The following is a 24834-nucleotide window of genomic DNA, read 5'->3' as shown; positions in this document are numbered from 1 at the left end:
TCTCAGGGTTCGGATTTTGTGTCTGAGCCCAATATGAGTATTGCGTGAGCGAACGAAACTGGGATAAATCAACAGTCATTGTTGGAAATCGCACAGAATTGGTATTGTCATGGACAATTGGGACGAGGTCCGCACCGCCTATCAGGTAGCGCGTATGGGCACGGTCAGCGGCGCGGCCGAGGTTCTGGGGGTGCACCACGCCACGGTGATCCGCCATATCGATGCGATCGAGGCCCGGCTGAAGGTCAAGCTGTTCCAGCGCCACGCGCGCGGCTACACCCCGACCGAGGCGGGCGAGGATCTGCTGCGCGTGGCCCAGGCCACCGAGGATCAGTTCAACCAGCTGGTCGGGCGGCTGAAGGGGCGCGGAGACGATGTCTCGGGCGAGCTGGTGGTGACTTCGCTGGCCTCGCTGGCACCGCTGGTGGTGCCCACGCTGACCGCGTTCCAGCAGGACCATCCCGATCTGATCGTGCGCTATCTGACCGGCGACCGCCTGTTCCGCCTGGAATATGGCGAGGCGCATGTGGCCATCCGTGCCGGTGCGGCCCCAGATCAGCCGGACAACGTGGTGCAGCCCTTCATGACGCAAGAAGTGGGGCTTTATGCCAGTCAGGACTATATCGCGCGGCGCGGCCTGCCCGCGGGCGTCGAGAATTTCCCCAACCACGCCTTCGTCGGGGCGGATGACGAAAACAGCCGCGCGCCTTTTTCGCGCTGGCTGCGCGCCAATGTCCCGGCCGAGGCGATCACCTTCCGCTGCTCCAACAACTTCACCGTGGCCGAAGCGGTTCTGGCCGGGGCAGGGATCGGCTTCATGGCCCGGTGGGAGGCCGCCCGCCATCCGCAGTTGCAGGAGGTGATGGAGCCGCTGCCGGAATGGGCCGGCAACCTGTGGCTGGTGACCCATGTGGATCTGCACCGCACCAACAAGGTGCAGACCTTTCTGAAATTCCTCAAGGAGCAGGCAAAGGACTGGCTGCCATGAGCCCGCAGGCGCGTGGCCATCTGGCCATGCTGGTGTTCTCGGCGCTGGTGGCGGGCAGTTTCTCGCTGGGCTCGATGATCGCCAACGAGATCGCGCCGGCGGCGTTGAACGCCGCGCGGTTCGCAATTGCCGGCGTGGTGATCGGCATCGCGGCGCTGATGACGACCGGCCTGCCGCGCAGCGCGGCGCGCGCGCCGTGGCGGTATCTGGTGCTGGGCGGGCTGTTCTCGGCCTATTTCGTGTTGATGTTCTACGGGCTGAAGACCGCGCCGCCGGTCAGCGCGGCGGCGGTGTTTACCCTGACGCCGATCCTGTCGGCGGTGGCGGGTTGGGTCCTGCTGCGCCAGATCACCACCCCGCACATGGCCCTTGCATTGAGCGTGGGCGCGGTTGGCGCGCTTTGGGTGGTGTTCCGCGCCGATTGGCTGGCCTTTCGCGCCTTTGAGATCGGGCAGGGCGAGATCATCTATTTCTGGGGCTGCGTGGCCCATGCGATCTATACGCCCATGGTGCGCAAGCTGAACCGGGGCGAGCCGCCGGTCGTGTTCACCTTCGGCACGCTTGTGGCCGGATGCGCGGTGCTGACGGTGTTCGGCTGGTCCGACATCCGCGCGACCGACTGGGCCAACCTGCCGGCGATCGTCTGGATCGGTCTGTTCTATGTGGCCGTCTGCGCCAGCGCGGCCACCTTCGTTCTGTTGCAATATGCCACGCTACTGCTGCCATCGGCCAAGGTCATGGCCTATACCTACCTGACGCCCAGCTGGGTGATCATCTGGCAGATCGCGCTGGGCCAGCCGGCGCCTGGCCTTCTTGTTCTTGTGGGGATAGGGCTGACGATCCTTGCCCTGGTGCTGTTGCTGAAAGGGGATGACCTGGGGATGGCTCGGCGACAAACCGCGTTGGACTGACCTTTGCCAAAGCGCCCGTTCGTGGCAGGGTGGGGCAAACTCCGAAAGGACCGGAACATGCACAGATTGATTGCCTCGGCCACGCTAATGCTGGTTTTTGGGTGTACGCAGGACACCACCGACAATTCAACCCTTCAAGCCAGCTGCGAGGCATTGGTGGCTGCTGAGGCCAACCGGAGCCCCGCGGATGTCCAGGCTCTGTCGACAACTGCCGAACCGGCGGGAACCGTCACACAAGTCACAGTGGCCGGCGCTCAGGCCCCGTGGCTGTGCCGCGCCGATCCCAGCGGTGTGGTCACAGGGGTCGAGTACAGCCAGCAAGGCTGATCCTCTTGGATTGAGCCACATCAAGGGCCGGTTATGTCAAACCCGCTAAGCTGTCGGCGTGAAAGGAGGGACTGATGTTCCAACACATAATGTTTCCCGTCGATCTGCATCTGCCACCCGAAGTGCGCAAAGCGGCCGAAGTTGCGGCACAGATCGCCCGGTGGCAGGGCGCGCGGATCACCATCGTCAGCGTGACAAGCAACCAGCCCGGCGACCCCACGCAAACCGAATCCGCGATCAAGGACCACCTTTCCGATCTGGCGGACGAGTTGTCCCAGGCCAGCGGAGCGCAAGTTGATTTCCGCAACATTCATTCGGTGGATGTGGCGGTCGAAGTGGATGGTGATCTGGCCCGCACCGCTGAAGAGATCGGTGCCGACCTGATCGTGGTGGGCACCCATGCGCCACGGATTACCGACTTCATCCTGTCCAGCCATGCCGGATATCTGGCCAAACATGCCAGCATGTCGGTCTTCGTGGTGCGCTAGGCCTCGTCCCCCGCGGAAAGCTGGTTTTCCAGAAACCGCTCGAACGCGTCCAGATTCACGGGTTCGAACTGCCCGAACCCCTGCATCCAGACCGAGGCCGCGCGCAGGGCGTCGGGTTCCAGCTTGCACCATTTCACCCGGCCACGCTTTTCCTGACTGATCAGCCCGGCTCGGGTCAGGATCGTAAGGTGCTTCGAGATCGCCGCCAGCGACATCTCGAACGGCTGGGCCACGTCGGTGACGGCCATGTCATCCTCGAGCAGCATCGCCAGTATCGCGCGCCGCGTGGGGTCGGCCAGGGCCGCAAAGACGGTATCGAGGTCATCGGACATGATCCCGCTGAACCACAGCGGGAAAGTTTGGTCAACCATTTGGTTGAATATGCGGAATCCGATGTTTCCAGCGGCATGGTTTGTTCGCGGCCCGATCGTCAGTCAGAGCGTGTCCATAAAAATCATTTGAAAACATAGGCTTAAGCTGCGTCAATTGGAGCCATCAACAGCGTTGACTCTGCGCGCGAGGCCGCTTAGCAACTGCGCCAAGACTGTGCGAGGGAAACGCCCGTGACCGATGACGACCCAAAGCAGCGCCTGACGCAGCTTGAGGCCAAGATCGACGCGGCAAAAAAGGCCAAAGCGCCGAAACCTCGTGCGGACGCTGACATATCCGGGGGCGAGCTGGCCTGGCGGATGGTCATCGAGATGGTTTCCGGTCTGGGGATCGGATTTGGCATCGGGTACGGGCTGGACAGCCTGTTCGGGACGATCCCGATCTTCCTGGTGCTGTTCACATTGCTGGGCCTTGTCGCGGGCGTGAAGGTCATGCTCCGCAGCGCGCAAGAAGCTCAAGAGAAACAAGCGGCCTCGACACAGGCCGAGAAGGACGAGAGGGACTGAACGTGGCGACCGAGACCACCGCAGCAGAAGGCAGCAGCCTGGTTTTCCATCCGATGGACCAGTTCATCGTCAAGCCGCTTTTCGGCGGTGAGATGGCTTGGTACACGCCCACTAACGTGACCCTGTGGCTGTTCTTCGCGGTTCTGGCCATCATCGGCCTGCTGGTGCTGAGCACCTCGAAGCGCGCCATCGTCCCGACCCGCATGCAATCGATCGCCGAGCTGGCCTACGGCTTCATCTACAAGATGCTGGAAGACATCTGTGGCAAGGAAGGCGTCAAGTACTTCCCGTATGTCATGACCCTGTTCATGTTCATCGTCACCGCGAACTTCCTCGGCCTGATCCCGACCTCGTTCACCACCACGTCGCATTTCGCAGTCACAATTCCGCTGGCGCTGGCCGTGTTCCTGACCGTGACCGTTCTGGGCTTTGTCAAGAACGGCGCCGGGTTCCTCAGCCTGTTCTGGGTGTCCAGCGCGCCGCTGGCGCTGCGCCCGATCCTGGCGATCATCGAGCTGATCTCGTACTTCGTGCGCCCGGTCAGCCACTCCATTCGTCTTGCGGGTAACGTCATGGCCGGCCACGCCGTGATCAAGGTTTTCGCCGGCTTCGCCGCGGTCGCCGTGATCTCGCCCGTATCGGTTCTGGCGATCACCGCGATGTACGGCCTCGAGGTCCTGGTGGCCTTCATCCAGGCCTACGTATTCACCATTCTGACCTGTGTTTATCTGAAGGACGCTCTGCATCCGCATCACTGATCAGGGGCGACCCTGGCACAGGAACGATAACCCAAAATCGAAACTTCCAATTCGTAAGGAGATACATCATGGAAGGCGATCTCGCACACATCGGCGCAGGCCTGGCAGCAATCGGTTCCGGCGCGGCCGCAATCGGGGTGGGCAACGTGGCCGGCAACTTCCTGGCCGGCGCTCTGCGCAACCCTTCGGCGGCTGCTTCGCAGACCGCAACCCTGTTCATCGGTATCGCATTCGCAGAAGCCCTGGGGATCTTCGCATTCCTGGTCTCGCTGCTGCTGATGTTCGCCGTTTAATCTGCGGAACCTGATCCTTACGCGCAGGTGGGCCCAAGCCATAGCGGCCCACCTGTTGTAAAGACAACGTTCCGACGGAGGACATCATGGCGACAGAACCCATAGCTGCAGAAGCAGTCGGCAAATGCGTCGATTCCCATGGCTCGGCCATCGGGATGCCGCAGCTCTGCTTCGATTGGTTCCCCAACCAGATCTTCTGGCTGGTCATTACGCTGGTCGTCATCTTTCTGGTCCTGTCCCGCGTGGCCCTGCCGCGCATCGCGGCGATCCTGGCCGAGCGTCAGGGGACCATTACAAATGACCTGGCTGCGGCCGAAGATCTGAAGGCCAAGGCGGTCGAGGCCGAAGAGGCCTATAACAAGGCGCTGGCCGATGCCCGTGCCGAGGCTCAGCGGATCGCAGCCGAAGCGCGTGCCGAAATCCAGGCGGACCTGGATGACGCGATTGCCAAGGCAGACGCGGAAATCGCGGCCAAGGCGGCAGAATCGGAGAAGGCAATTGCCGAAATCCGTGCCGGAGCGCTGGAAAGCATTCAACAGGTTGCCAACGATACGGCGGCCGAACTGGTGACTGCGCTGGGCGGCGAGGCGGATGCCAAAGCCATCAGCAGTGCCATCAGCGCGCAGATGAAAGGATAAGTGACATGCGGAATACACTTGCTCTTATCCTGACCGCAGGCTTCGCCAGCCCGGCGCTGGCCGCAAGCGGTCCGTTCTTCTCGCTGGCGAACACTGATTTCGTCGTGACGCTGGGCTTCATCGTCTTTATCGCGGTCCTGTTCTATTTCAAGGTTCCCTCGATGATTGGCGGGGCGCTGGACAACCGCGCCGAAGGCATTAAGGCCGAGCTGGACGAGGCCCGTGCCCTGCATGAAGAAGCGCGCAGCCTGCTGGCCTCATACGAACGCAAGCAGCGCGAAGTGCAGACTCAGGCCGAAGCCATCGTGGCCGCGGCGAAGGAAGATTCGGTTCTGGCTGCCGAACAGGCAAAGGCGGATCTGGAGAAATCCATCGAGCGTCGTCTGGCTGCCGCACAGGATCAAATCGCATCGGCCGAGGCCTCGGCAGTGAAGGAAGTGCGCGACCAGGCTGTTACTGCGGCCGTTGCGGCTGCCAAGTCCGTGTTGGCCAAGCAGATGACTGCGGCGCAAGCCAACAAGCTGATTGACTCGGCGATCTCCGAGGTCGGTGACAAGCTGCACTGAGCTGTTCGGCACGAGCCAATTGCAATCTCCAAAACCCGAAAGCTGTCCGCTTTCGGGTTTTTTGCTTGTAGCCCTCGTCATAGTCTGTTGATTCAGGGCAGTCAGCTTGTGGCATTTCGGTGAGGTACGATGACATCCGGACATACCAAGATTGTTGATCCCGCCCCTGTGTGCGTGTTTGCGTTCAACCGACCCGAACATACGCGACGGACGTTGGATGCCCTGGCGCAATCGCCCTTCGCAGCGTCGACATCCGTGACCGTATTCATCGACGGCCCCCGCAATGATGCCGAGAAACCGATTGTCGACGCCGTTGCGCAGGTCGCCGAAACGCAGCAGGGTTTCGCCAGTATCGAGCTGCGCCGACGTGACCAGAATGCAGGGCTGGCCGTCTCGATCGAAGAGGGTGTTTCGCAGATGATGGCCGAGCATGGCCGCGCGATCATTCTCGAGGATGATATCCTCACGTCGCCAGCCTTCCTGTATTATATGAACCTTGCCCTGGAGCGCTACAGGGATACTCCGGATGTCTGGCATATAGCCGGGTACAATGAGGACGTGCCTGCCTTTCGCCGAGCGCAGGGCGCATATCTGTGGCGTTTCATGAGCTGCTGGGGATGGGCAACCTGGGCGGACCGTTGGGCGCATTACAGCCGCGACCCTGACGCGCTGGTGGATGAGTTTTCAGACGCAGACATCGCCCGCTTCAACCTCGACGGGGCACAGGACTATTGGTCGCAGGTTCTGGCGAACCAGACCGGCGAGTTGAAGACATGGGCGGTTTTCTGGTACGCGACCATTTTCCGGAATCGCGGATTGTGCCTGTCCCCATATTTTTCCTATGTAGAGAACATCGGTTTTGATGGATCCGGCAGTCATGGTGTGGTGAACAAGTCCTACACGCGCAGCCGCCTGAACTCCAACCTTTCGCCGGGCTTACCTGACCAGATCTCGGAAAATACCGATGCGGTGGAGCAGGTGAAACTGTATTACCTGACCAAACCCGGCAAACTGGAAAAGATCAGGCGCAAGCTCAACAGGTTTGTCGGCAGGCTCATGTCCAAGAGGGAAAGATGATAGAGCGCATAGGAAACTGGCTTCGCGAAAAGCGCTACAAGCGCCACAGGCTGCAAACGGTTCGGGCCAGGCACGGTTTGCGCCTGGTCACACTCGGCTCTGACTATGGTGGCTGGACTTTCCTCGAGGACGAGAGTCTGCAGGGCTGCACGATCGTCAGCGCTGGTCTTGGAGAGGACGCGTCTTTCGACGTCGAGTTTGCGAACCGCTACAGCGCTAGGGTCGTGATCATCGATCCGACACCTCGGGCCGTGGCCCATTTTGGCGCGATGAAAAAGCGTTTCGGCCAAGTGGGTGAAACGGGCTACGTTTCAGGTGGTTCACAGCCCGTTGAAGCCTACGACCTGAGCACCTGCAGTGAAGACAACCTGATAATGGTCGATCGCGCCCTTTGGTGCCGCAACGAGACACTGCGTTTTTTTCTTCCCAAGAACCCCGAGCATGTGTCGCACTCGATCGTGAATTTCCAGAACGATTATCGTCAGGATACCGATCACCTGATGGTTCAGGCCGATACATTGCAGGAAGTACTGGACGATCACGCAATTCCAATCGAGGAAGTCCAGCTGTTGAAGCTCGACATAGAAGGTGCGGAAGTCGAAGTTCTTGAGCAGATTCTGGCAGACGGGCTGCGGCCCCAGCAGATCTGCGTCGAATACGACGAACTCAACCGGCCCGGAAAGAAAGCCTTTCAGCGGGTTGATGCCGCAGACAAGGCGCTGAGGGCAGCAGGGTATGTCTGCGTCTATGGAAATGGCAGTACCGACTATTTGTACCTGCACGAGAAACAGCCCTGACGTGCTTCTTTCGAGTATTTCATGCGCTAGAAAACGGGCGGAACCAAGCGTCGTGACTCTGGGGCTCGTGACCAGATTCTACGCCGGACAAATGGAGTCGCGGTGCTCAAGGTAAACCACATCAGTTTCAGTAGTTCTGAGGGGGGCGCGGCGATTGCGGCGCACCGGCTGCATATGGCCCTAAACGCCAGCGGCGTGAACTCAACCATGACCGTTGCGCGAGGTCAGGAAGGGCCAGGCATCACCACGTTCAAGCCGGCCAAGGGTCTGGGACGAATGATTCAACGGGAAATGGCGCGCAGTATCCGGCGCCGGCATGAAGCGGATTTCTCGGGTTTGATTTCGCTGGGTCAGGTCCGTTCGGGCTTGGCGAAGTACCTGAACCAGCAGCCCTCACAAATTCTGAACCTGCACTGGGTCAACTCGGATCTGATGTCAATCCGCGAGATCGGAAACCTGTGTCATCCGGTTGTATGGACCATGCATGACATGTGGCCGTTCTGTGGGGTGGAGCACTACTCTGAGGGCGATGCCTGGAAAAACGGTTACGCGACCGAGCAGGATAGCCGAGCGAGCAGGCTGAACCGCCGTGTCTGGAAGAGAAAACAGCGGTTTTGGACGCGGCCGTTCCATCTTGTTGCACCCAGCCGCTGGCTGGCGGATTGCGCCCGGCAAAGCACCTTGACGCAGGACTGGCCCGTTTCAGTCATTCCCAACGCAATCGATACCGATGTCTGGCGCCCCACCGACCGAGACGCGGCAAGAGATCGATTGGGTCTGCCACGCGACTCTGCTGTCATCGGTTTTGGGGCCATGGGGGGCGACAGCGATCCGCGCAAAGGATTTAGGCACCTCAAGGAAGCTCTGTCGATCCTGAAACAGGAAAGATCTGATATCCGGGTTCTGATATTCGGCGCGGATGCGCATGAGGTCGATCTGCCCTTTCCGGCTCATTTCACTGGACAACATTCAGTGCCCGAGGAACTGCGGTCTGTTTATGCGTGCGCGGACGTTTTTGCGTTGCCGTCCCGACAAGACAACCTGCCCAACACCGGCGTCGAGGCGCTTTCTTGCGGTATTCCGATCGTCGGGTTCAAGATCGGTGGATTGCCCGATCTGGTCCCGAACCCCGGGTGCGGGCGGCTGGCCAAGCCGTTTGATGCGCGGGACTTGGCGGATTGCCTAAAGGGGGTGATTGATGATCAGCGTTCCTGCGAGGCTCAAGGGCAGAAGCGCGACGGGAATGCTGCGCGCAAACATGCCCTGCAGAGCTATGCGATGCCAATCGTGGCCGAGCAATACAGGCGCCTTTATGAAACGCTGGGGTTGAAGGCGCAGTGAGAGGCAGAGGGCCTCAACCGCCCAAGTTGCCAACCTCATGTTCCAGCCGCTGGCGCGCGATCAGTTCGTTGCGCCGGGCCTTCTGCTGGTCTTCCATGCAGCGTTCGACAAAGCTCAGATGCTGTTCCACTGCCTGCCGGGCGGTTTCGGGGTCGCGGGCCTGAAGGGCTGCGTTGATTGCCCTGTGCTGGTTCAGGATAGCGTCGCGTGTGGTGCGCTGGTGGAACATGATCTGGCGGTTGTAGAACACGCCCTGCCGCAGCAGATCGAACATCGACCGCATCATGTGCAGCATCACCACGTTGTGGCTGGCCTCGATGATGGCCATGTGGAACTGCGCGTCCAGATGGGCCTCGTCATCGGCCGCGTTGCGGGCATGGGCGGCCTCCATCTTGTCGAAAATCGTCTGGATCACCTTCAGGTCGCTGCCCGAGCCCAGACGCGCGGCGCGTTCGGCCGCCAGCCCTTCCATGTCGCGCCGGAACGACAGGTAATCGAATACGGCCTCGTCATGGCTGCCGAAAAGACGGATCAGTGCGGGCGAAAAGGCCGAGCCCAGAACCTCGGCCACATAAATGCCTGACCCTGCCTTGGCGGTCAGCAGGCCCTGCTCCTGCAGTTGCGAGATCGCCTCGCGCAGCGACGGGCGCGACACACCCAGCCGGTCGGCCAGCTCGCGCTCGGACGGCAGGCGCTCACCGGGGCGCAGGATCCCGCGCAGGATCAGCAGTTCGATCTGTTTGACGACGGCCAGGGACAGTTTCTCGGTCTGGACTTTCTGAAAGGGCATCGGATCATCGCTGAAAATTGGTCAAATCATATGACCACATATGCCCGGCCCGTGCAAGAACGGGCCGCGATCACATTGGCTGAAACACTAGGTCAGTATTATTGACTTTAAACGCAGAGGTCATAGCGTCGGTCCGACCCAGCGGAGGAGGCTCGGCACATGCACCAGCTATTTGCAACGCGCGCCGCGCGAATGAAGGCGTCTGAAATCCGAGAGCTGCTGAAGCTGCTGGATCAACCCGGCATCATTTCCTTTGCCGGCGGTATCCCCGACCCGGCGCTTTTTCCGACCGAGGCGTTTTCTCAGGCATTCCAACAGGCACTTGGTGCTGGCGGCGGCGCGCAGGCGCTGCAGTATTCCGTGTCCGAAGGGTACATGCCGTTGCGGGAATGCATCGCCGGCCACATGCGCAAGATCGGCATCAACTGCGGCCCCGACGACGTACTGATCACCTCGGGCTCGCAGCAGGCGCTCGACTATCTGGGCAAACTGTTTCTGTCGCCCGGCGACACGGCGCTGGTCGGGTGGCCGACCTACCTGGGCGCCTTGGCGGCCTTCAACGCCTATGAACCACGCTTTGACCGGTTGCGCGAAGGCGGCAATGCGGGCGCGGCGCAATACCGGGCCGCGGCGGGGCCGGGGACCGTCAAATACGGCTATCTGTCTCCCGATTTTGCAAACCCGACCGGTGAGACCGTCGATCGGCAGGGGCGCGAGGCCCTTCTGGATCTGGCCGAGGAGTTGGACTGCGCCCTGATCGAGGACGGCGCCTATCAGGCCCTGCGCTATGACGGGCAGGCGATCCCGCCGATCCTTGCGCTGGAACTGGCGCGGAAGGGCGATCTGCAAGCCTGCCGGACGATCTATTGCGGCAGTTTTTCCAAGACCCTGTCGCCCGGATTGCGGGTGGGTTGGGTCGTGGCGGCGCGGCCCGTCATCGCGCAGCTTGTGCTGATGAAACAGGCCGCTGACCTGCATTCGGCCACCATCAACCAGATGGCCGTGCACCAAGTGGCCCAAACCTGTTTCGACAGCCACATCCTGAAAGTGCGCGCAACCTACGGTGCGCGCCGCGACGCGATGCTGGCGGCGCTGGATCGGCACATGCCCGAAGGCGTGCAATGGACCCGGCCCGAGGGTGGCATGTTCATCTGGCTGACCCTGCCGCCCGGCTCGGATGGCGCGCAGCTGCTGGCCCGCGCGCTTGAGACGGTCAAGGTCGCCTTTGTGCCCGGCCAGGCCTTTCACCCCGATGGCAGCGGCGCCAACACGATCCGGCTGAGTTTCTCCAACTCGGACGAGGCCACGATTGCCGAGGGCATTGAACGGCTGGGCACGCTCCTGCGCGGCTGAGCGCGGGAAAGCTTTCGTTAACCATTTTGCCGCAAAGCTGCGGCATGATCCGGTTCCTCGCCTTGCTGTTGCTGGCCGGTTGCTCGGCCGGCACGCCCCATTTCCGCGACGTGCCAGCGACCCGCGTGGCCGTGAACGGCAGCGTGTTCGACGTGCGCCTGCGCGGTGACCTGGCCGAGGCGGTCCGCATCAACAGCCAATATGCCCCGCGGCTGGGGCCGGTCCGAGATCGGGCCGCCTTGGCCATGGCTCAGGTCGCGGGCTGTCCGGTCGCCGATGTGCTGGGCGACGCGGCGGTGACCGTGGGCATCCTCGCCTGCGACCGCAGGGCGTCGGACCGGCTGTTGCTGGCTGCGGTCACGCCGACCAACTATGAATGCATCGACTTCGGAACCTATGAAAGCGGGGCGGACACCGGATACCAGGTGTTCGAGTGTTCGCCTTATTGACTCCGCGCAATTCCGCCCAAATCAGCAAGATATTGTGGATAACTCGGCCCAATATCCCATATCCTGCGCAACTTCGTTGACTCGCGGGCATTCCCTTGTCCAGACTTTCAGGGAACGGGAATCATGGAAATCGGCCTTTGCGCTTCACCAAACTCAAACTCACCGGCTTCAAAAGCTTCGTCGATCCGACCGATCTGATCATCGCAGACGGGTTGACCGGTGTTGTGGGGCCCAACGGCTGCGGCAAGTCCAACCTGCTCGAGGCGCTGCGCTGGGTGATGGGCGAGAACCGTCCCAAATCGATGCGCGGCGGCGCGATGGAGGACGTGATCTTTGCCGGTGCTGCCACCCGTCCAGCGCGCAACTTCGCCGAGGTCGTCCTGACCATGGACAACTCGGAACGTCTGGCCCCGGCCGGGTTCAATGACAGCGACCAGATCGAGATCGTGCGCCGCATCACCCGCGACGTGGGCAGCGCCTACAAGGCCAACGGCAAGGACGTGCGTGCCCGCGACGTGCAGATGCTGTTCGCCGACGCCTCGACTGGCGCACATTCACCCGCGCTGGTGGGGCAGAACCGGATCGCCGAGCTGATCAACGCCAAACCCCGCGCCCGCCGCCGCATTCTGGAAGAGGCCGCCGGCATCTCGGGTCTGTACCAGCGCCGGCATGAGGCCGAACTGAAGCTCAAGGGCACCGAGGCCAACCTGACCCGCGTCGATGACGTGCTGGAACAGTTGGGCACGCAGTTGGCGCAGCTGGCGCGCCAGGCCCGTCAGGCCGCGCGGTATCGCGAAATCGGCGAGCAATTGCGCCAGGCCGAGGGCATGTTGCTGTATCGCCGCTGGAAAGAGGCCGACATGGCCCGCCAGCAGGCCGAAGAGCGTCTGCGCGACCGCACCACCGAAGCCGCGCGCGCCGAGGCCGAGGCCCGCGCCGCAAGCGCGAAACGCGCCGAGATCGAAGAAACCCTGCCGCCGCTACGCGAAGAAGAGGCCATCGCCGCCGCCGTCCTGCAGCGCCAGCAGGTGCAGCGCGATCAGCTGTCCGATCAGGAAACCCGCGCGCGCCAGACCATCGAAACCCTAACCGCCCGTATCCAGCAACTGGGCCGCGACATCGAGCGTGAAACCGGTTTGAACCGCGACGCCGGCGAGATGATCGAACGGCTGGAATGGGAGGCCCGCGAACTGGCCAAGGCCGCCGAGGGCCATGACGACAAGCTGGCCGAAGCCGCCGAAATCGCCCGCGAAGCCGCCGCGGTTCTGCAGGAGCGCGAGGATCTGCTGGCGCAGGAAACCGAGGACACCGCCCGCCTAGTCGCGCGTCACCAATCGGCGCAGCGCCTGGTCGAGGACAGCCGCAAGACGCTGGCACGCTCCGAGGCCGAAGAGGAAAAGGCCCGCGCGGCCGTTGCCGAGGCGCGCGCCGCGCTGACCCGCGCCGACGAAGCGTTCGAGGCCGCGCAAGCCGCCGAGGAAGAGGCGCGCGAGGCCGCCGAAGCCGCCGAAGAAGCGCTGGCCGCCGCCGACGAGCTGCGCGGTGAAACGCAGGCGCGCGAGGCCGAGGCCCGCGCCCAACGCTCCGAGGCTGAGGGCGAGTTGGGCGCGATCCGGGCCGAGACCACCGCGCTGGCCAAGCTGGTCGAGCGCGACACCGCCGAGGGCGGGCAGGTGCTGGACCTGCTGCGGGTCGAGCCGGGCTTTGAAAAGGCGCTGGGGGCCGCGCTGGCGGATGACCTCCGCGCCCCGCTGGTCGAGGGCGATGGCCCGTCGGGCTGGGTGCAGGTGCCGGGCTATGACGCCGATCAACCGTTGCCGGACGGGGCCGAGCCGCTGGCGCTGCACGTCTCGGGGCCGGACCGCCTCAGCCGTCGCATCGCGCAGATCGGCCTGATCGACGCGGATCAGGGTGCGCGGCTGCAACCCTTGCTGAAACCCGGCCAACGGTTGGTGTCGCGCTCGGGCGATCTGTGGCGCTGGGACGGGTTCCGCGCTTGGGCCGAGGATGCCCCCAGCGCCGCGGCGCTGCGGCTCGAGCAGCTCAACAAGCTTGAGGCGCTGAAACAGCAGCTGGCGCAGGTCGAGGCGCAGGCCGACGGCGCCCGCGCCGCGCATGAGGCTCTGTCGCGGCAACTGACCGAGGTGACCGAGGCCGACCGCCGCGCCCGCGAGGCCCGCCGCGCCGCCGACCAACGCATGGCCGAGGCCGCCCGCGCGCTCAGCCGGGCTGAGGCCGACCGCAACCTGGCGCAGGGCAAGCTGGAGAACCTGACGCTTGCGGTCGACCGTCACAAGCAGGATGCGATGGCGGCCCGCGCCCAGCTGCGCGAGGCTGAGGCCGCGGTGGCCGAGTTGGGCGATCTGGACACCGCCCGCGCCCGGGTCGAGGACATCAAGCAGACGGTCGAGGCCGCGCGGATCACCATGCTGACGCATCGCTCGACCCATGACGAGCTGCGCCGCGAGGGCGAGGCCCGCACCCGCCGCACGCAGGAGGTGGCCAAGGACCTGAGCGGCTGGAAACACCGTCTGGAAACCGCCGAGAAGCGCATCGCCGAGCTGGCCGAGCGCAAAGCCAGTTCCGAGGAAGAGCTGACCGAGGCGATGGCCGCGCCCGCCGAGATCGCCGAGGCGCGCGAAGAGCTGAACGAGATGATCGAGGCCGCCGAGGCCCGCCGCGCCGAGGCCGCCGACAAGCTAGCCCAGGCCGAAGCGCTGCAACGCGAGGCCGTGCTGGCCGAGCGCGGGGCCGAGCGCAAGGCCTCGGAGGCGCGCGAAGCCCGCGCCGCGGCCGAGGCGCGGTTCGAGGCGGCTAAGGAAAGTGTTGCCGCTGCTGCTGAGCGCATCGCCGAGGATCAGCAACTGACCCCGAACCAGCTGTTGAACCAGCTGGACGTGAACCCCGATGACATGCCCGCCGCCGATGCCCTGGAAGCTGAGGTGAACCGCCACAAGCGCCAGCGCGACGCGATGGGTGCGGTGAACCTGCGCGCCGAGGAGGACGCCAAGGAGGTTCAGGAGGAGTTCGACACGCTCAACAGCGAGAAATCCGATCTGGAAGAGGCGATCAAGGCGCTGCGCAGCGGCATCGCCAGCCTCAACCGTGAGGGCCGCGAGCGCCTGCTGACCGCTTTCGAACAGGTCAATGCGAACTTCGCCATGCTGTTCAAGCATCTGTTCGGCGGTGGCGAGGCCAACCTGGTGATGGTCGAGAGCGACGACCCGCTGGATGCGGGGCTCGAGATCATGTGCCAGCCGCCGGGCAAGAAGCTGTCGACCCTCAGTCTGTTGTCGGGCGGGGAGCAAACCCTGACTGCCACCGCGCTGATCTTCGGCGTGTTCCTGGCCAACCCCGCGCCGATCTGCGTGCTGGACGAGGTTGATGCGCCGCTGGACGATGCCAACGTGACCCGGTTCTGCGATCTGCTGGACGAGATGTGCCGCCAGACCGACACGCGGTTCCTGATCATCACCCACCACGCGGTGACCATGGCGCGGATGGACCGTCTGTTCGGCGTGACCATGCAGGAACAGGGCGTCAGCCAACTGGTCTCGGTCGATCTGAAGAAGGCCGAGCAGATGGTCGCCTGACCGCTCACTGCAACGTTATTCCGCGATCGGGCCGGGCCGGGCTAGGCTGGCTGCATGAAACACGTGTTGCTGATCGCCGCGGCCTGCGCCGCCTCGCCGCTCTGGGCTGCCGAATGGGCTGTACGCCCCGGTGATATCCCCCTGAGCCCCGCTGAACTGAACGCGCTGGCCGGGCGAACGCTGACTTTCTATGACGACGGGCAGTCGAAATACTCGGCCGGTGGGGCCTATTCCTATACTTATTCGACGGTCAATGGCGGCGGAACGGCCTTCGGAACCTACAGCATCGCCGCTGATGGCAGCATCTGTGTGCAGTACCGCAACGGGTTCGACCGCTGCGATCTGTACGTGCGCAACAATGGCCGGTTGATCCTGATCACCGAAAAAGGTGAACGTTACCCGGTGCGACCCGAGTGATCGGGGCCTCTCCTTCACCCGCCGTGCCCAACCAGGAATCGACCGATGACCCGACCCGCTCCGACCCTGCACATGCTTTGCGGCAAGATCGCCGCGGGAAAATCGACGCTTGCCGCCCAGCTCGTGAGGCAGCCCGGCACGGTTCTGATTTCCGAGGACGCCTGGCTGAAGCCGCTTTTTGCCGATCAGATGGTGACAGGTGCCGATTATCTGCGCTGTTCCACGCGTCTGCGCGCGGCGATGGGTCCGCATGTCACGACTCTGCTTGAGGCGGGCATGTCGGTTGTTCTGGATTTCCCGGCCAACACGGTCGAAACCCGTGCTTGGATGCGCGAAATTCTGGATCAGACCGATGCCGCGCATCAGATGCATGTGCTGACCACGCCCGACGCCGTTTGTCTGGCCCGACTGCAAGCACGAAACGCAGCGGGCGACCACGCCTTTGCCGCGACCGAAGAACAGTTCCGCCGGTTTTCCAGGCATTACGCCGAACCGACGCCTGAGGAGGGATTCACGCTGGTGTTCCACGACCCAACGGATTGAGCGGCTAGAGCCGGTTCAGCAAGTCAACCGTCGGCCATGCGTCCGCAGGCAGTCCCAGCCGGGCCTGTTCAGCCTGTACTGCAGCGCGCGTTCCGGCCCCCAAGATGCCGTCGATCTTGCCCACGTCGTGGCCGCGCGCCTGCAGTTTCGCCTGCAGCTGTTTCATCTGGGCACCGGTCAGGCCTGGATCGGGGTTGCCCGCAGAATAGACTTGTGCGCCTTCGAGACGCGTTCCGAAATAGGCAGCGGTCAGGACATAGACAAAGCTTTGGTTCCACTCGAAATAGACATCGAAATTCGGATAGGCCAGAAAGGCTGGCCCCTTGCGCCCCTGCGGCAGGATCAGCGAAGCCGGCAGGTTGGCCAATGTCCCGCTGCGCGCCTGCACGCCCATCGCCTGCCAGTCTGACACCGGGCGCGGTTTGCCCGGCCCGCTCAGCGACCAGTCCATCTGTGCGGGCACGGTGACCTCCTGCAGCCAGGGCTGACCGGGCTGCCAGCCCAGATGAGACAGCATCTTGCCACCCGACATCAGCGCATCGGGGGGCGAGGTTTTCAGCCGCACATGCCCGTCGCCATCACCGTCCACGCCGTTTTCCAGAATGTCGCGGGGCAGCATCTGCACCATGCCGATCTCGCCCGCCCATGCGCCCGTGGTGCGGTTCGGGTCGAAATCGCCGTTCCGGAACAGCTCGATCGCGGCGAAGATCTGCGGCCGGAACAGCTCGGGGCGGCGGCAATCATGGGCCAGCGTCACTAACGCATTGCGGGTGTTGAAATCGCCCTGGAACGCGCCGTAATCCGTCTCGAACGCCCAGAAGGCCAACAGGACCCCGCGCGACACGCCGTATTCGGCCTCGATCCGGTCGAACACGGCGTCGTATTTCTGTGCCATCGCCTGGCCGCGCCTGATCCGATCCTGCGAGATCAGGCGACGCGAGAATTCGATGAACGGTTTCTGGAATACGCCCTGCGCGCGGTCGGCCTTCAGCACCTTGGGGTCCTGCTGCACACCGTTGAAGAACGCATCGACCGTGGCCGTGTCGAACCCCTGCTGTGCCGCTTCGGTCTTCAGTCCGCGAACGAAGGCGTTGAAGCCGCCGCCGCATTGGGCAAGGGCCGGGGCGGCGAACAGGCAAGCGGCCACAAGGCCCGAGACAAAGCGCATGACGAAAACCATCCTCAGAAAACCGTGTTCAGAACAACCCACACCGTCAGCCCGGCCAACGCAAGCCCCCAAACCTGCCAAAGGATCCCGCATGCGCGGAAAACCTCCGTTGCGCCGATCGTGCGCCGGGCCTCGCCGTTGACCCAGGCCAGATCGCGCATCTGCCCATCATAGCTGCGCGGCCCGGCCAGTGCCACGTCCAGCGCGTGGGCCATGGCGGCCTCGGGCCAGCCGGCATTGGGCGAAATGTGGCGCTGCGCGTCCGCGAAGATGGCCCGCCATTGGCGCCACTGTCCCGACAGGGCCACGATCATCAGGCAAGTCAGCCGCGCCGGGATCAGGTTCAGCAGATCGTCCAGCCGGGCGGCGGCCCAGCCGAAGTCTCGGTACGTGTCATTGCGGTAGCCGATCATGCTGTCGGCGGTGTTCACCGCCTTGTAGACCAGCAGCCCCGGCAGGCCGCCCAGCAGGAACCAGAAAGCCGGGGCGATCACCCCGTCGCTGAGGTTCTCGGCGGCGCTCTCGATGGCCGAGCGCGCCACCTGTGCCTCGGTCATCTGCGAGGTGTCGCGCGACACGATCATCGCCACCGCCGCGCGTCCCTCGGGCAGGGACCGCCGCAGCGCGACGCCCACGGCGCGGACATGCGCCACCAGAGAGTTCTGTGCCAACAGGATCGCGCAGACCACGACCTCGACCGCCCAGCCAAGCCACGCAAGCGCGGCACCGACCACCCAGCCGCCCAGGACCAGCAGAATGGCGACGAGCACGCCCTTGGCCCGTCGATGCGTGCCGTGGTTCAGGCGGCGGTCCAGCCAGCCGATGGCGTTGCCCATCAGCACCGCCGGGTGGCGCAGACGCGACCACAGCCAGTCGGGCTCGCCCAATGCGGCGTCCAGCAGCATCGCCAGGGTCAGCGTCAGGGCGGTGCTCACAGCGCCGCCTCGAGGCGTGCCCAGCCATGCTCGGGCGGTAGGCCCAGCCGCAGGAACCGGTCGGAATAGGGGAAGATGCGGCTCCAGATATGGGCCTGTGCCAGCCGGTCCTGCCAGGCGGCGGCATTGTCCACGTCATACAGGCGGAACAGCGTGGTTCCGCCGACCAAATGCGCGCCCTTGCCGGTCATCAGCGTATCCAGCCGTTCCGTATCACGGGCCAGTCGGGCGCGTGTGGCCTCGGCCCAGGCCGTGTCATTCAGGGCCTGCGCGCCGATGCGCAAGGCCGGCCCGGACACCGCCCAGGGGCCGGTCAGATCGTTCAGTCGCGCGATCAGGTCGGGATGCCCGATGGCAAAGCCCAGCCGCAGACCTGCAAGTCCCCAGAACTTGCCAAAGCTTTTCAGAACGATCACGCCGGAGCGCTCGGACAGGCGGATCAATGATGCTTGGGGCGTCACGTCGCAAAAGCTTTCGTCGATCACGGTCAGCGGCGCATCGGCGTCCTCGGCCTGCCAGATCCGGCCGTCGGGATTGTTGGGATGCACGATCACCCGCGCCTGCGTCGGGCCGCCGGGCTGCACCGTCCAGCCCTGCGCGGCAAAGGCGGCGGCATGTTCGTTGTAGGTGGGCGTGGTGATCTGGACCGCACCAACGGGGGCCAGCGCCGGGATCCGCGCGATCAGGGCCGAAGCGCCCGGCGCGGGAAGAATCGCCGCGCCGTCCGGCACACCCCAGAACCGGCGGGCCGCATCGCTCAGCCGGGCAAAGGCCCCGTGGTCGGGCAGGGCGGTCCAGTCTTCGGACGTGAGGTCCGCCACCGGGTAGGGGTGCGGGTTGATCCCGGTCGACAGGTCGATCCATTCCGCTCGCGCGCCGCGGTGGCGGGCAATGGCGTCGTCCAACCCACCGCCGTGGTCACGCTTGCCGCGTGGGTTCAAGTCGTCAGTGCGGTCAGTCATGCCGGAATCGTCCAAAACGCCGAATTTACCCCGCTTCAAGCGGATTTACGCCGTTTTTACAAGCAAATCCGGTTCATAGAGGAGGGCTGGAGCGACCGTTAACCCTTTGTTAACGAAATAACGTGATCACAGCTTATGGGGGTCGGCACCACTCACCTTATCAAGTGCCGAGGTTGTTGCAAATGAAAGTTCTGATTGTTGAGAGTAACCCCGACCTGGGTCGGGTCTGGCAGCGGCACCTGGAACGGCAGGGGGCTGAGGTTTCTCTGGTCGAAAGCCAGGAGGCAGCGATCCTTGCACTTTACGGCACGCCCTTCGACATCATAATCCTGGACTTGGTTCTGGATTCAGGCAGCGCGTTGGCGGTCGCGGATTTCGCCAGCTATCGCCGCCCGGATGCCCGGGTGATCTTCGTCACCAACACAACGTTCTTTTCCGACGGATCGATCTTTGCGCACAGCCCCAACGCCTGCGCCTATGTCCAGAGCGGAACGCCGCCCGAGGATCTGGCGGCGATGGTCGAACACTACGCCGCGGGGCGTTGATCGCGTCCGTGCGGCTCCCAATAGTCCAGGGTGGGGTTGATCGGGATGATCCGGTGCGGATTGATGCTGTCGTGACTGTAGTGATAGTGCCGCACGATATGGTGCATGTTTACCGTGCCCGCCACGCCCGGCCATTGATACAGTTCGCGCGTGTAGGCCCACAGGTTGGGATAGTCGATCAGCCGCCTGCGGTTGCACTTGAAATGCAGGTGATAGACCGGGTCGAACCGGATCAGGGTCGTGAATAGGCGCCAGTCGGCCTCGGTCAGGCGATCCCCCATCAGGTATCGGTGCGTGGACAGCCGATCTTCCAGCCAATCCAGCGTGTCGAACAGGGGGTGCACGGCCGCGTCATAGGCCTCCTGCGAGGTGGCAAAGCCGGATTTGTAGACGCCGTTGTTCACGTTTGAGTAGACCCTCGCATTGACCTCTTCGATCGCGTCGCGCATCTCGGCGGGCCAGTAGTCGTCGGTGTTGCCAGTGATTTGGTCGAAGGCCGAATTGAACATGCGGATGATTTCCGAGCTTTCATTCGACACGATGGTCTCTTGCACCTTGTCCCACAGGATCGGCACCGTCACCCGGCCCGAGTAGTTCGGGTCGGCGCGTGTGTAGACCTGATAGGCATAGTCCAGCCCATACAAAGCATCGCCGGTGGCGCCGTGATCGTCGGTCTGGAAAGTCCATCCGCGGTCCAGCATGTCCGGATGAACCACCGATACGGTGATCAGGTCCTGAAGTTCCTTGAGTTGGCGGAAGATCAACGTCCGGTGCGCCCATGGACAGGCCAGGCTGACATACAGGTGATATCGCCCGGCTTCAGCCTTGAAACCATCCTTGCCCGAGGGACCCGCACTGCCATCGGTCGTTATCCAGTTTCGAAACTGGGCAGCCGAACGTTTGAACGCTCCGCCGGTGGATTTCGTGTCATACCAGGTGTCGTGCCAGGTGCCGTCGACCAACAGGCCCATCTTGGATCCTCCGTTTCCGTCTCCGGACAAAGCTTAGTGCGACAGCGCCGCAGTTCACATCGCCGAAGGCGCGCAGCATCTCTGCGCAGTCGCACAGTGCCACCCGGGATGTCTGTGCAACAAATCGCCCACAGATCCGCGTCAACGGTCGGGCTTCACTGGATTTTTACGAAGATACCCCCACAATAGATGGCATAGCTTGGGGGGAATTTTGATGAGTACTTATGTTTCCAAGGAAATTAGCGCCGAATTGGATGCGGCCCGAATCGCATCGCTCAAGAAGTCCAGCCGTCTGCGGGTGGAAATGGGCGACAATACCTACAGAATCCTCAAATTGTGGAAGGATGGTTTCGCCGTCGAGGCCGAGACAACACCGCGTCTACGTGGACTGGTCGATATTTTTGACGGCGCCAACCACCTGTATCAATGCCTGATCGTCGCTGACGAGGAAGACGGCGGCCAGATGCGATATGAGTTCAAGCGCAGCACCGTCGCGGCGGACAAGGCGCCACTGGATTTCTATCGCGCGCCGGATGCCCCAATCGCCCTTCTCGGCAAAGACGACTAGGGCAGACCGTTCGCGCGGCCTTATTGAAGGTCGGAAAAAGCAAGTTTCAAACGGGCGCACGCGTCCTCGACCCGCGCCCGCTGAGTGGCGAGATTGAACCGTTCGAAGGTCTCGCCTCCCGTTCCAAACCCCGGACCGGATGACGTTGCGATCCGCGCATCATCGCGCAGACGGCGCACGAATTCGGCGTGGTCCATTCCGGTGCCCGAGAAATCGACCCAGGCCAAGTAGGTCGCCTGCAGGGGCATCGACCACAGGCCGGGGATCTCGGAAATCGCGGCATCGAACAGCGCGCGATTGCCGTTCAGGTGGTCGATCTGGGCATCCACCCATTCGGCGCCCTCGGGTGAGTAGGCTGCGGTGATCATCGCCACGCCCAATGCGCTGGGGTCGTAGTCCAGCGTGTTCAGCCGGTGGCGCATTTGCGCCCGCAGCTTGTCGTCGGGAATGATCATGTTGCCCGTGCGCTGGCCGGCGATGTTGAAGGTCTTGGACGGTGCGGTCAGCGTCACCGTCCAGGGCCGTGCATCCGGCGCGGCAACGTCCATCGGCACGAATGTATGCCCGGGATAGACCAGATCGTGATGCACTTCGTCCGAGATCAGGATCAACCCATTGCGTTCGGCAAAAGCCGCCACCGCGCGCAGCTCGTCCGGTGTCCAGACCCGCCCGGACGGGTTCTGTGGTGAGCACCACAGCAACAGCTTTTCCGACCCGTCCAGCCGCGACTGAGCGTCATCCAGGTCGATCTCATAGGTGTCGCCGGCCCGCACAAGCGGGCATTCCACCACCCGGCGGCCGGTCTTGTTCACCTTGTGCGCAAACTCGTGATAGACCGGCGTGAAGATCACAACCCCGTCACCCGGTTCGCTCCACACATCGAGGCTCAGCGCGATGGCGTTGCCCAGACCCTGTGTGGTCAGAACCCAATCGGTGTCGATCGCCCAGTCGTGGCGGTTCTGCATCCACCACTGCACCGCCTGCAGATAGGCCGGGTGCTGCCAGGAATAGCCGAACACCCCGTGATCCGCCGCGCGGCGCACCGCCTCAATCACGCAGGGCGCGGTGGCATAGTCGGAATCGGCGGTCCACATGGCGAGCCCGTCCTCGGGCGAGACACCATAGAGTTTCTCCATCTTGTCCCATTTCGAGCTGAAGGTGCCCCGGCGGTCGATCAGGTCGTTGAAAGTCATGTCTGCTCCATTCGTTGGCCCGAAAGCTATCGGGAAATTCGCCCGGCGCAAGGGGGGCGTTGCGGCCACGCGCGCGATGACCTAAATCAGCCCCATGAAACGCAACATCCTGATCCATCCTGATCCCCGCCTGAAAAAGGTCTGTGCGCCCGTGGACGACCTGTCAGACGAGCTGCGCACGCTGGCCGACGACATGCTGGAAACCATGTATGACGCGCCGGGCATCGGGCTGGCCGCGCCCCAGATCGGCGTGCTGGAACGGCTGATCGTGCTGGATTGCGTCAAAGAGGAAGGCGCCACCCCCCGCCCGTTGGTGATGTTCAACCCCGAGATCATCTCGGCCTCGGACGAAACCAGCGTCTACGAGGAAGGCTGCCTGTCGATCCCCGATCAGTTCGCCGAGGTCACCCGCCCGGCCGAGGTCGAGGTCGTCTGGATGGACCAGAACGGCAAGGCGCAGCGCGAAACCTTCGACGGGCTCTGGGCCACTTGTGTGCAGCACGAGATCGACCACCTGAACGGCAAGCTGTTCATCGACTATCTCAAGCCGCTGAAACGCCAGATGATCACGCGCAAGATGGTCAAGCTCAAGCGCGAGCTTGCCCGCGCATGACCGTCCGTCCCTGCCTGCCATGGCCCGACAAGCGCCTGCGCACCAAGGCCGAGCCGGTGACCGAGATCACCGATGAGATCCGCGCCATCTGGGACGACATGATCGACACGATGGAGGCGATGCCCGGCGTCGGCCTGGCCGCGCCCCAGATCGGAGTGATGCTGCGGCTGGCGGTCGTGGACGGCTCGGCTGAGCGCGGCCGCGCGGTGCGCCTGGCCAACCCCGAAATCCTGCACAGCTCGATCGAGCTGCGCGAGCATGACGAGGCCAGCCCGAACCTGCCGGGCGTGTCGGCCAAGATCAAACGTCCGCGTGCGGTGACGGTCAGATTCCTCAATGAAAAAGGCGAGATCGACCGACGCGATTTCGTCGGCATCGAAGCCACCAGCGTACAGCACCAGATCGACCATCTGAACGGCCGGATGTATTTTGACCGTCTCAGCAAGGTCAAACGCGACATGCTGCTGCGCAAGGCGAAAAAGGCGGGGTAGGGCGGCATGCGCGTCATCTTCATGGGAACGCCTGAGTTTTCGGTGCCGGTGCTGGACGCGCTGGTGCAGGCCGGGCATGAGATCGCCGCCGTCTATTGCCAGCCGCCGCGTCCTGCCGGTCGCGGCAAGAAGGACCGGCCCACGCCGGTGCAAGCCCGCGCCGAGGAGCTGGGCCTGCCGGTGCGCCATCCCACCTCGCTGAAATCGCCCGAGGAACAGGCCGCCTTTGCTGCGCTGAAGGCCGATGTGGCCGTGGTCGTGGCCTATGGGCTGATCCTGCCGCAGCCGATCCTGGACGCGCCCCGGCATGGCTGCCTGAACATCCACGCCAGCCTGCTGCCGCGCTGGCGCGGGGCCGCGCCGATCCACCGGGCGATCATGGCGGGCGATGCCGAGACCGGCGTCTGTATCATGCAGATGGAGGCCGGTCTGGACACTGGCCCCGTCCTGCTGCGTCAGGCCACCCCGATCGGAGCCGAGGAAACCACCGCCCAGCTTCATGACCGCCTGTCGGCGATGGGCGCCGATCTGATCGTGCAGGCTCTGGACCGCCTGCCGGACCTGTCCCCCGAACCGCAGCCCGAGGTCGGCGTGACCTATGCCGCCAAGATCGACAAGGCCGAGGCCCGCGTGGACTGGTCGCGCCCCGCCGTCGAGGTCGATCGCCAGATCCGCGGCCTGTCGCCATTTCCCGGCGCCTGGAGTCAGATCGAGGGCGAGCGCGTCAAGCTGCTCGCCTCGCGCCTGTCGGACGGGCAGGGCGTGCCGGGCGAGGTGCTGGACGACGCGCTGCGCGTGGCCTGCGGCACCGGCGCGGTCGAGCTGCTGCGCTTGCAACGGGCGGGCAAGGCGGCGCAGGATAGGGAAACCTTCCTGCGGGGCTGGCCGATCCCGGCCGGAACCCGCCTCGGCTCGGAGACGTCCTGATGTTCATGGTGATGATGGGTACCGTCGTGATTGCCGGCATCGTCGGCTATCTGTCCGAGGTGACGGGATTTACCCACAACGGGTATCTGCAATCCATCATCATCTGCGTGGGCGGGGCGTTCCTGTTCTATTTCATCCGCATCATGTTCGGCATCAGCTTTGGACCGCCTGGGCTGGATGCGGTGATCTCGTCGGTGGGGGCCTTGATCATCGTGCCCACGCACTGGAGGAAATGA

The 24834-nt window shown here is 63.6% G+C and carries 30 protein-coding genes; 23 read left to right on the top strand and 7 right to left on the bottom strand.

What is annotated here, in order from left to right; genetic code table 11:
* The first annotated feature begins 109 nt into the window (after positions 1–109).
* From ACR3EL_RS14480 to ACR3EL_RS14465, 4 genes are all read left to right on the top strand, one after another.
* Positions 110–988, top strand: a complete 879-nt coding sequence (locus tag ACR3EL_RS14480) for a LysR family transcriptional regulator (protein ID WP_170342724.1) — start codon at positions 110–112, stop codon at positions 986–988.
* The gene (locus ACR3EL_RS14475) at positions 985–1899 is read left to right on the top strand and encodes a DMT family transporter (RefSeq protein WP_170342722.1); all 915 of its coding nucleotides are present in this window, start codon (positions 985–987) and stop codon (positions 1897–1899) included. Before ACR3EL_RS14480 ends, ACR3EL_RS14475 begins: the two co-directional genes overlap by 4 nt.
* A gap of 57 nt (positions 1900–1956) precedes the next feature.
* The gene (locus tag ACR3EL_RS14470) at positions 1957–2226 is read left to right on the top strand and encodes a hypothetical protein (protein ID WP_170342720.1); all 270 of its coding nucleotides are present in this window, start codon (positions 1957–1959) and stop codon (positions 2224–2226) included.
* Between the two features lie 74 nt (positions 2227–2300).
* Positions 2301–2714 carry a universal stress protein gene (locus ACR3EL_RS14465; protein ID WP_170342718.1) on the top strand — a complete coding sequence of 138 codons (414 nt, stop codon included), beginning with the start codon at positions 2301–2303 and terminating at the stop codon, positions 2712–2714.
* Here the strand turns inward: ACR3EL_RS14465 and ACR3EL_RS14460 are convergent.
* Positions 2711–3046 (bottom strand): ArsR/SmtB family transcription factor, encoded by a 336-nt coding sequence (locus ACR3EL_RS14460; protein WP_093965326.1) that lies wholly within the window; start codon positions 3044–3046, stop codon positions 2711–2713. The genes ACR3EL_RS14465 and ACR3EL_RS14460 overlap by 4 nt on opposite strands.
* Before the next feature lie 231 nt (positions 3047–3277).
* Between ACR3EL_RS14460 and ACR3EL_RS14455 the strand changes: the two genes are divergently transcribed.
* From ACR3EL_RS14455 to ACR3EL_RS14420, 8 genes are all read left to right on the top strand, one after another.
* Positions 3278–3610 carry an AtpZ/AtpI family protein gene (locus ACR3EL_RS14455; protein WP_093965213.1) on the top strand — a complete coding sequence of 111 codons (333 nt, stop codon included), beginning with the start codon at positions 3278–3280 and terminating at the stop codon, positions 3608–3610.
* Between the two features lie 2 nt (positions 3611–3612).
* Positions 3613–4368, top strand: coding sequence for a F0F1 ATP synthase subunit A (locus ACR3EL_RS14450; RefSeq protein ID WP_093965215.1), 756 nt, complete (start codon positions 3613–3615; stop codon positions 4366–4368).
* A gap of 68 nt (positions 4369–4436) precedes the next feature.
* Positions 4437–4661, top strand: coding sequence for a F0F1 ATP synthase subunit C (locus ACR3EL_RS14445; protein WP_005981269.1), 225 nt, complete (start codon positions 4437–4439; stop codon positions 4659–4661).
* Between the two features lie 86 nt (positions 4662–4747).
* On the top strand, positions 4748–5299 hold the full coding sequence (locus ACR3EL_RS14440) for a F0F1 ATP synthase subunit B' (protein WP_093965216.1): 552 nt from the start codon (positions 4748–4750) through the stop codon (positions 5297–5299).
* A 5-nt stretch (positions 5300–5304) separates the two neighbouring features.
* Complete coding sequence (locus ACR3EL_RS14435) at positions 5305–5865, top strand: F0F1 ATP synthase subunit B (RefSeq protein ID WP_480722066.1); 561 nt, start codon at positions 5305–5307, stop codon at positions 5863–5865.
* A 129-nt stretch (positions 5866–5994) separates the two neighbouring features.
* The gene (locus ACR3EL_RS14430) at positions 5995–6942 is read left to right on the top strand and encodes a glycosyltransferase family protein (protein ID WP_480722064.1); all 948 of its coding nucleotides are present in this window, start codon (positions 5995–5997) and stop codon (positions 6940–6942) included.
* A complete protein-coding gene (locus ACR3EL_RS14425; protein WP_170342715.1) occupies positions 6939–7739 on the top strand; it encodes an FkbM family methyltransferase in 801 nt (266 codons plus the stop codon). The genes ACR3EL_RS14430 and ACR3EL_RS14425 overlap by 4 nt, the downstream gene beginning before the upstream one ends.
* A gap of 102 nt (positions 7740–7841) precedes the next feature.
* A complete protein-coding gene (locus ACR3EL_RS14420) occupies positions 7842–9080 on the top strand; it encodes a glycosyltransferase (protein WP_170342713.1) in 1239 nt (412 codons plus the stop codon).
* 13 nt (positions 9081–9093) lie between these two features.
* Here the strand turns inward: ACR3EL_RS14420 and ACR3EL_RS14415 are convergent, their stop codons facing one another.
* On the bottom strand, positions 9094–9870 hold the full coding sequence (locus ACR3EL_RS14415) for a FadR/GntR family transcriptional regulator (RefSeq protein ID WP_170342711.1): 777 nt from the start codon (positions 9868–9870) through the stop codon (positions 9094–9096).
* Positions 9871–10029: 159 nt separating this feature from the next.
* Between ACR3EL_RS14415 and ACR3EL_RS14410 the strand changes: the two genes are divergently transcribed.
* The 5 genes from ACR3EL_RS14410 (at position 10030) to ACR3EL_RS14390 (ending at position 16225) form a co-directional block, all read left to right on the top strand.
* Complete coding sequence (locus tag ACR3EL_RS14410) at positions 10030–11223, top strand: aminotransferase-like domain-containing protein (RefSeq protein ID WP_480722061.1); 1194 nt, start codon at positions 10030–10032, stop codon at positions 11221–11223.
* A 44-nt stretch (positions 11224–11267) separates the two neighbouring features.
* Entirely contained in the window at positions 11268–11672 is a 405-nt protein-coding gene (locus tag ACR3EL_RS14405; protein ID WP_170342707.1) for a hypothetical protein, read from the top strand.
* A 137-nt stretch (positions 11673–11809) separates the two neighbouring features.
* Positions 11810–15265: a chromosome segregation SMC family protein gene (locus ACR3EL_RS14400; protein ID WP_170342705.1), complete on the top strand. Its 3456-nt coding sequence runs from the start codon at positions 11810–11812 to the stop codon at positions 15263–15265.
* A 54-nt stretch (positions 15266–15319) separates the two neighbouring features.
* Positions 15320–15682 (top strand): hypothetical protein, encoded by a 363-nt coding sequence (locus ACR3EL_RS14395; protein ID WP_170342703.1) that lies wholly within the window; start codon positions 15320–15322, stop codon positions 15680–15682.
* Positions 15683–15727: 45 nt separating this feature from the next.
* The gene (locus ACR3EL_RS14390) at positions 15728–16225 is read left to right on the top strand and encodes a P-loop nucleotide/nucleoside kinase family protein (protein WP_170370064.1); all 498 of its coding nucleotides are present in this window, start codon (positions 15728–15730) and stop codon (positions 16223–16225) included.
* 4 nt (positions 16226–16229) lie between these two features.
* On the opposite strand, the gene ACR3EL_RS14385 is transcribed toward ACR3EL_RS14390, so the two are convergent.
* From ACR3EL_RS14385 to cobD, 3 genes are read right to left on the bottom strand one after another with little or no spacing between them, the layout of a single operon-like run.
* Complete coding sequence (locus tag ACR3EL_RS14385; RefSeq protein WP_170342699.1) at positions 16230–17393, bottom strand: lytic murein transglycosylase; 1164 nt, start codon at positions 17391–17393, stop codon at positions 16230–16232.
* A 14-nt stretch (positions 17394–17407) separates the two neighbouring features.
* Positions 17408–18328 (bottom strand): adenosylcobinamide-phosphate synthase CbiB, encoded by a 921-nt coding sequence (cbiB, locus tag ACR3EL_RS14380; protein WP_170342697.1) that lies wholly within the window; start codon positions 18326–18328, stop codon positions 17408–17410.
* Positions 18325–19290, bottom strand: coding sequence for a threonine-phosphate decarboxylase CobD (gene cobD, locus ACR3EL_RS14375; RefSeq protein ID WP_480722057.1), 966 nt, complete (start codon positions 19288–19290; stop codon positions 18325–18327). Before cobD ends, cbiB begins: the two co-directional genes overlap by 4 nt.
* A 182-nt stretch (positions 19291–19472) precedes the next feature.
* Here cobD and ACR3EL_RS14370 point away from each other — a divergent pair, with 182 nt between their 5' ends.
* On the top strand, positions 19473–19835 hold the full coding sequence (locus tag ACR3EL_RS14370) for a response regulator transcription factor (protein WP_170342693.1): 363 nt from the start codon (positions 19473–19475) through the stop codon (positions 19833–19835).
* Here ACR3EL_RS14370 and ACR3EL_RS14365 read toward each other — a convergent pair.
* Positions 19817–20806 carry a glutathione S-transferase family protein gene (locus ACR3EL_RS14365; RefSeq protein ID WP_170342691.1) on the bottom strand — a complete coding sequence of 330 codons (990 nt, stop codon included), beginning with the start codon at positions 20804–20806 and terminating at the stop codon, positions 19817–19819. The two genes, ACR3EL_RS14370 and ACR3EL_RS14365, sit on opposite strands and share 19 nt — an antisense overlap.
* A gap of 214 nt (positions 20807–21020) precedes the next feature.
* Here ACR3EL_RS14365 and ACR3EL_RS14360 point away from each other — a divergent pair, with 214 nt between their 5' ends.
* Complete coding sequence (locus tag ACR3EL_RS14360) at positions 21021–21374, top strand: hypothetical protein (protein ID WP_093965240.1); 354 nt, start codon at positions 21021–21023, stop codon at positions 21372–21374.
* Between the two features lie 20 nt (positions 21375–21394).
* Here ACR3EL_RS14360 and ACR3EL_RS14355 read toward each other — a convergent pair whose 3' ends face one another.
* Positions 21395–22567, bottom strand: a complete 1173-nt coding sequence (locus tag ACR3EL_RS14355; RefSeq protein WP_170342690.1) for a MalY/PatB family protein — start codon at positions 22565–22567, stop codon at positions 21395–21397.
* Between the two features lie 94 nt (positions 22568–22661).
* Here ACR3EL_RS14355 and def (ACR3EL_RS14350) point away from each other — a divergent pair, with 94 nt between their 5' ends.
* The 4 genes from def (ACR3EL_RS14350) to ACR3EL_RS14335 are packed head-to-tail and all read left to right on the top strand — an operon-like array spanning position 22662 to position 24834.
* Positions 22662–23180, top strand: coding sequence for a peptide deformylase (def, locus tag ACR3EL_RS14350; protein WP_170342688.1), 519 nt, complete (start codon positions 22662–22664; stop codon positions 23178–23180).
* On the top strand, positions 23177–23671 hold the full coding sequence (gene def, locus ACR3EL_RS14345) for a peptide deformylase (RefSeq protein ID WP_005981313.1): 495 nt from the start codon (positions 23177–23179) through the stop codon (positions 23669–23671). The genes def (ACR3EL_RS14350) and def (ACR3EL_RS14345) overlap by 4 nt, the downstream gene beginning before the upstream one ends.
* A gap of 6 nt (positions 23672–23677) precedes the next feature.
* A complete protein-coding gene (fmt, locus tag ACR3EL_RS14340; protein ID WP_170342687.1) occupies positions 23678–24598 on the top strand; it encodes a methionyl-tRNA formyltransferase in 921 nt (306 codons plus the stop codon).
* Positions 24598–24834 (top strand): hypothetical protein, encoded by a 237-nt coding sequence (locus ACR3EL_RS14335; RefSeq protein WP_005981317.1) that lies wholly within the window; start codon positions 24598–24600, stop codon positions 24832–24834. The genes fmt and ACR3EL_RS14335 overlap by 1 nt, the downstream gene beginning before the upstream one ends.

The organism is Ruegeria sp. BJ3, assembly GCF_056535665.1.
Note: the sequence above shows the minus strand (reverse complement) of the source record. Positions and strands in the feature narration are given on the sequence as shown.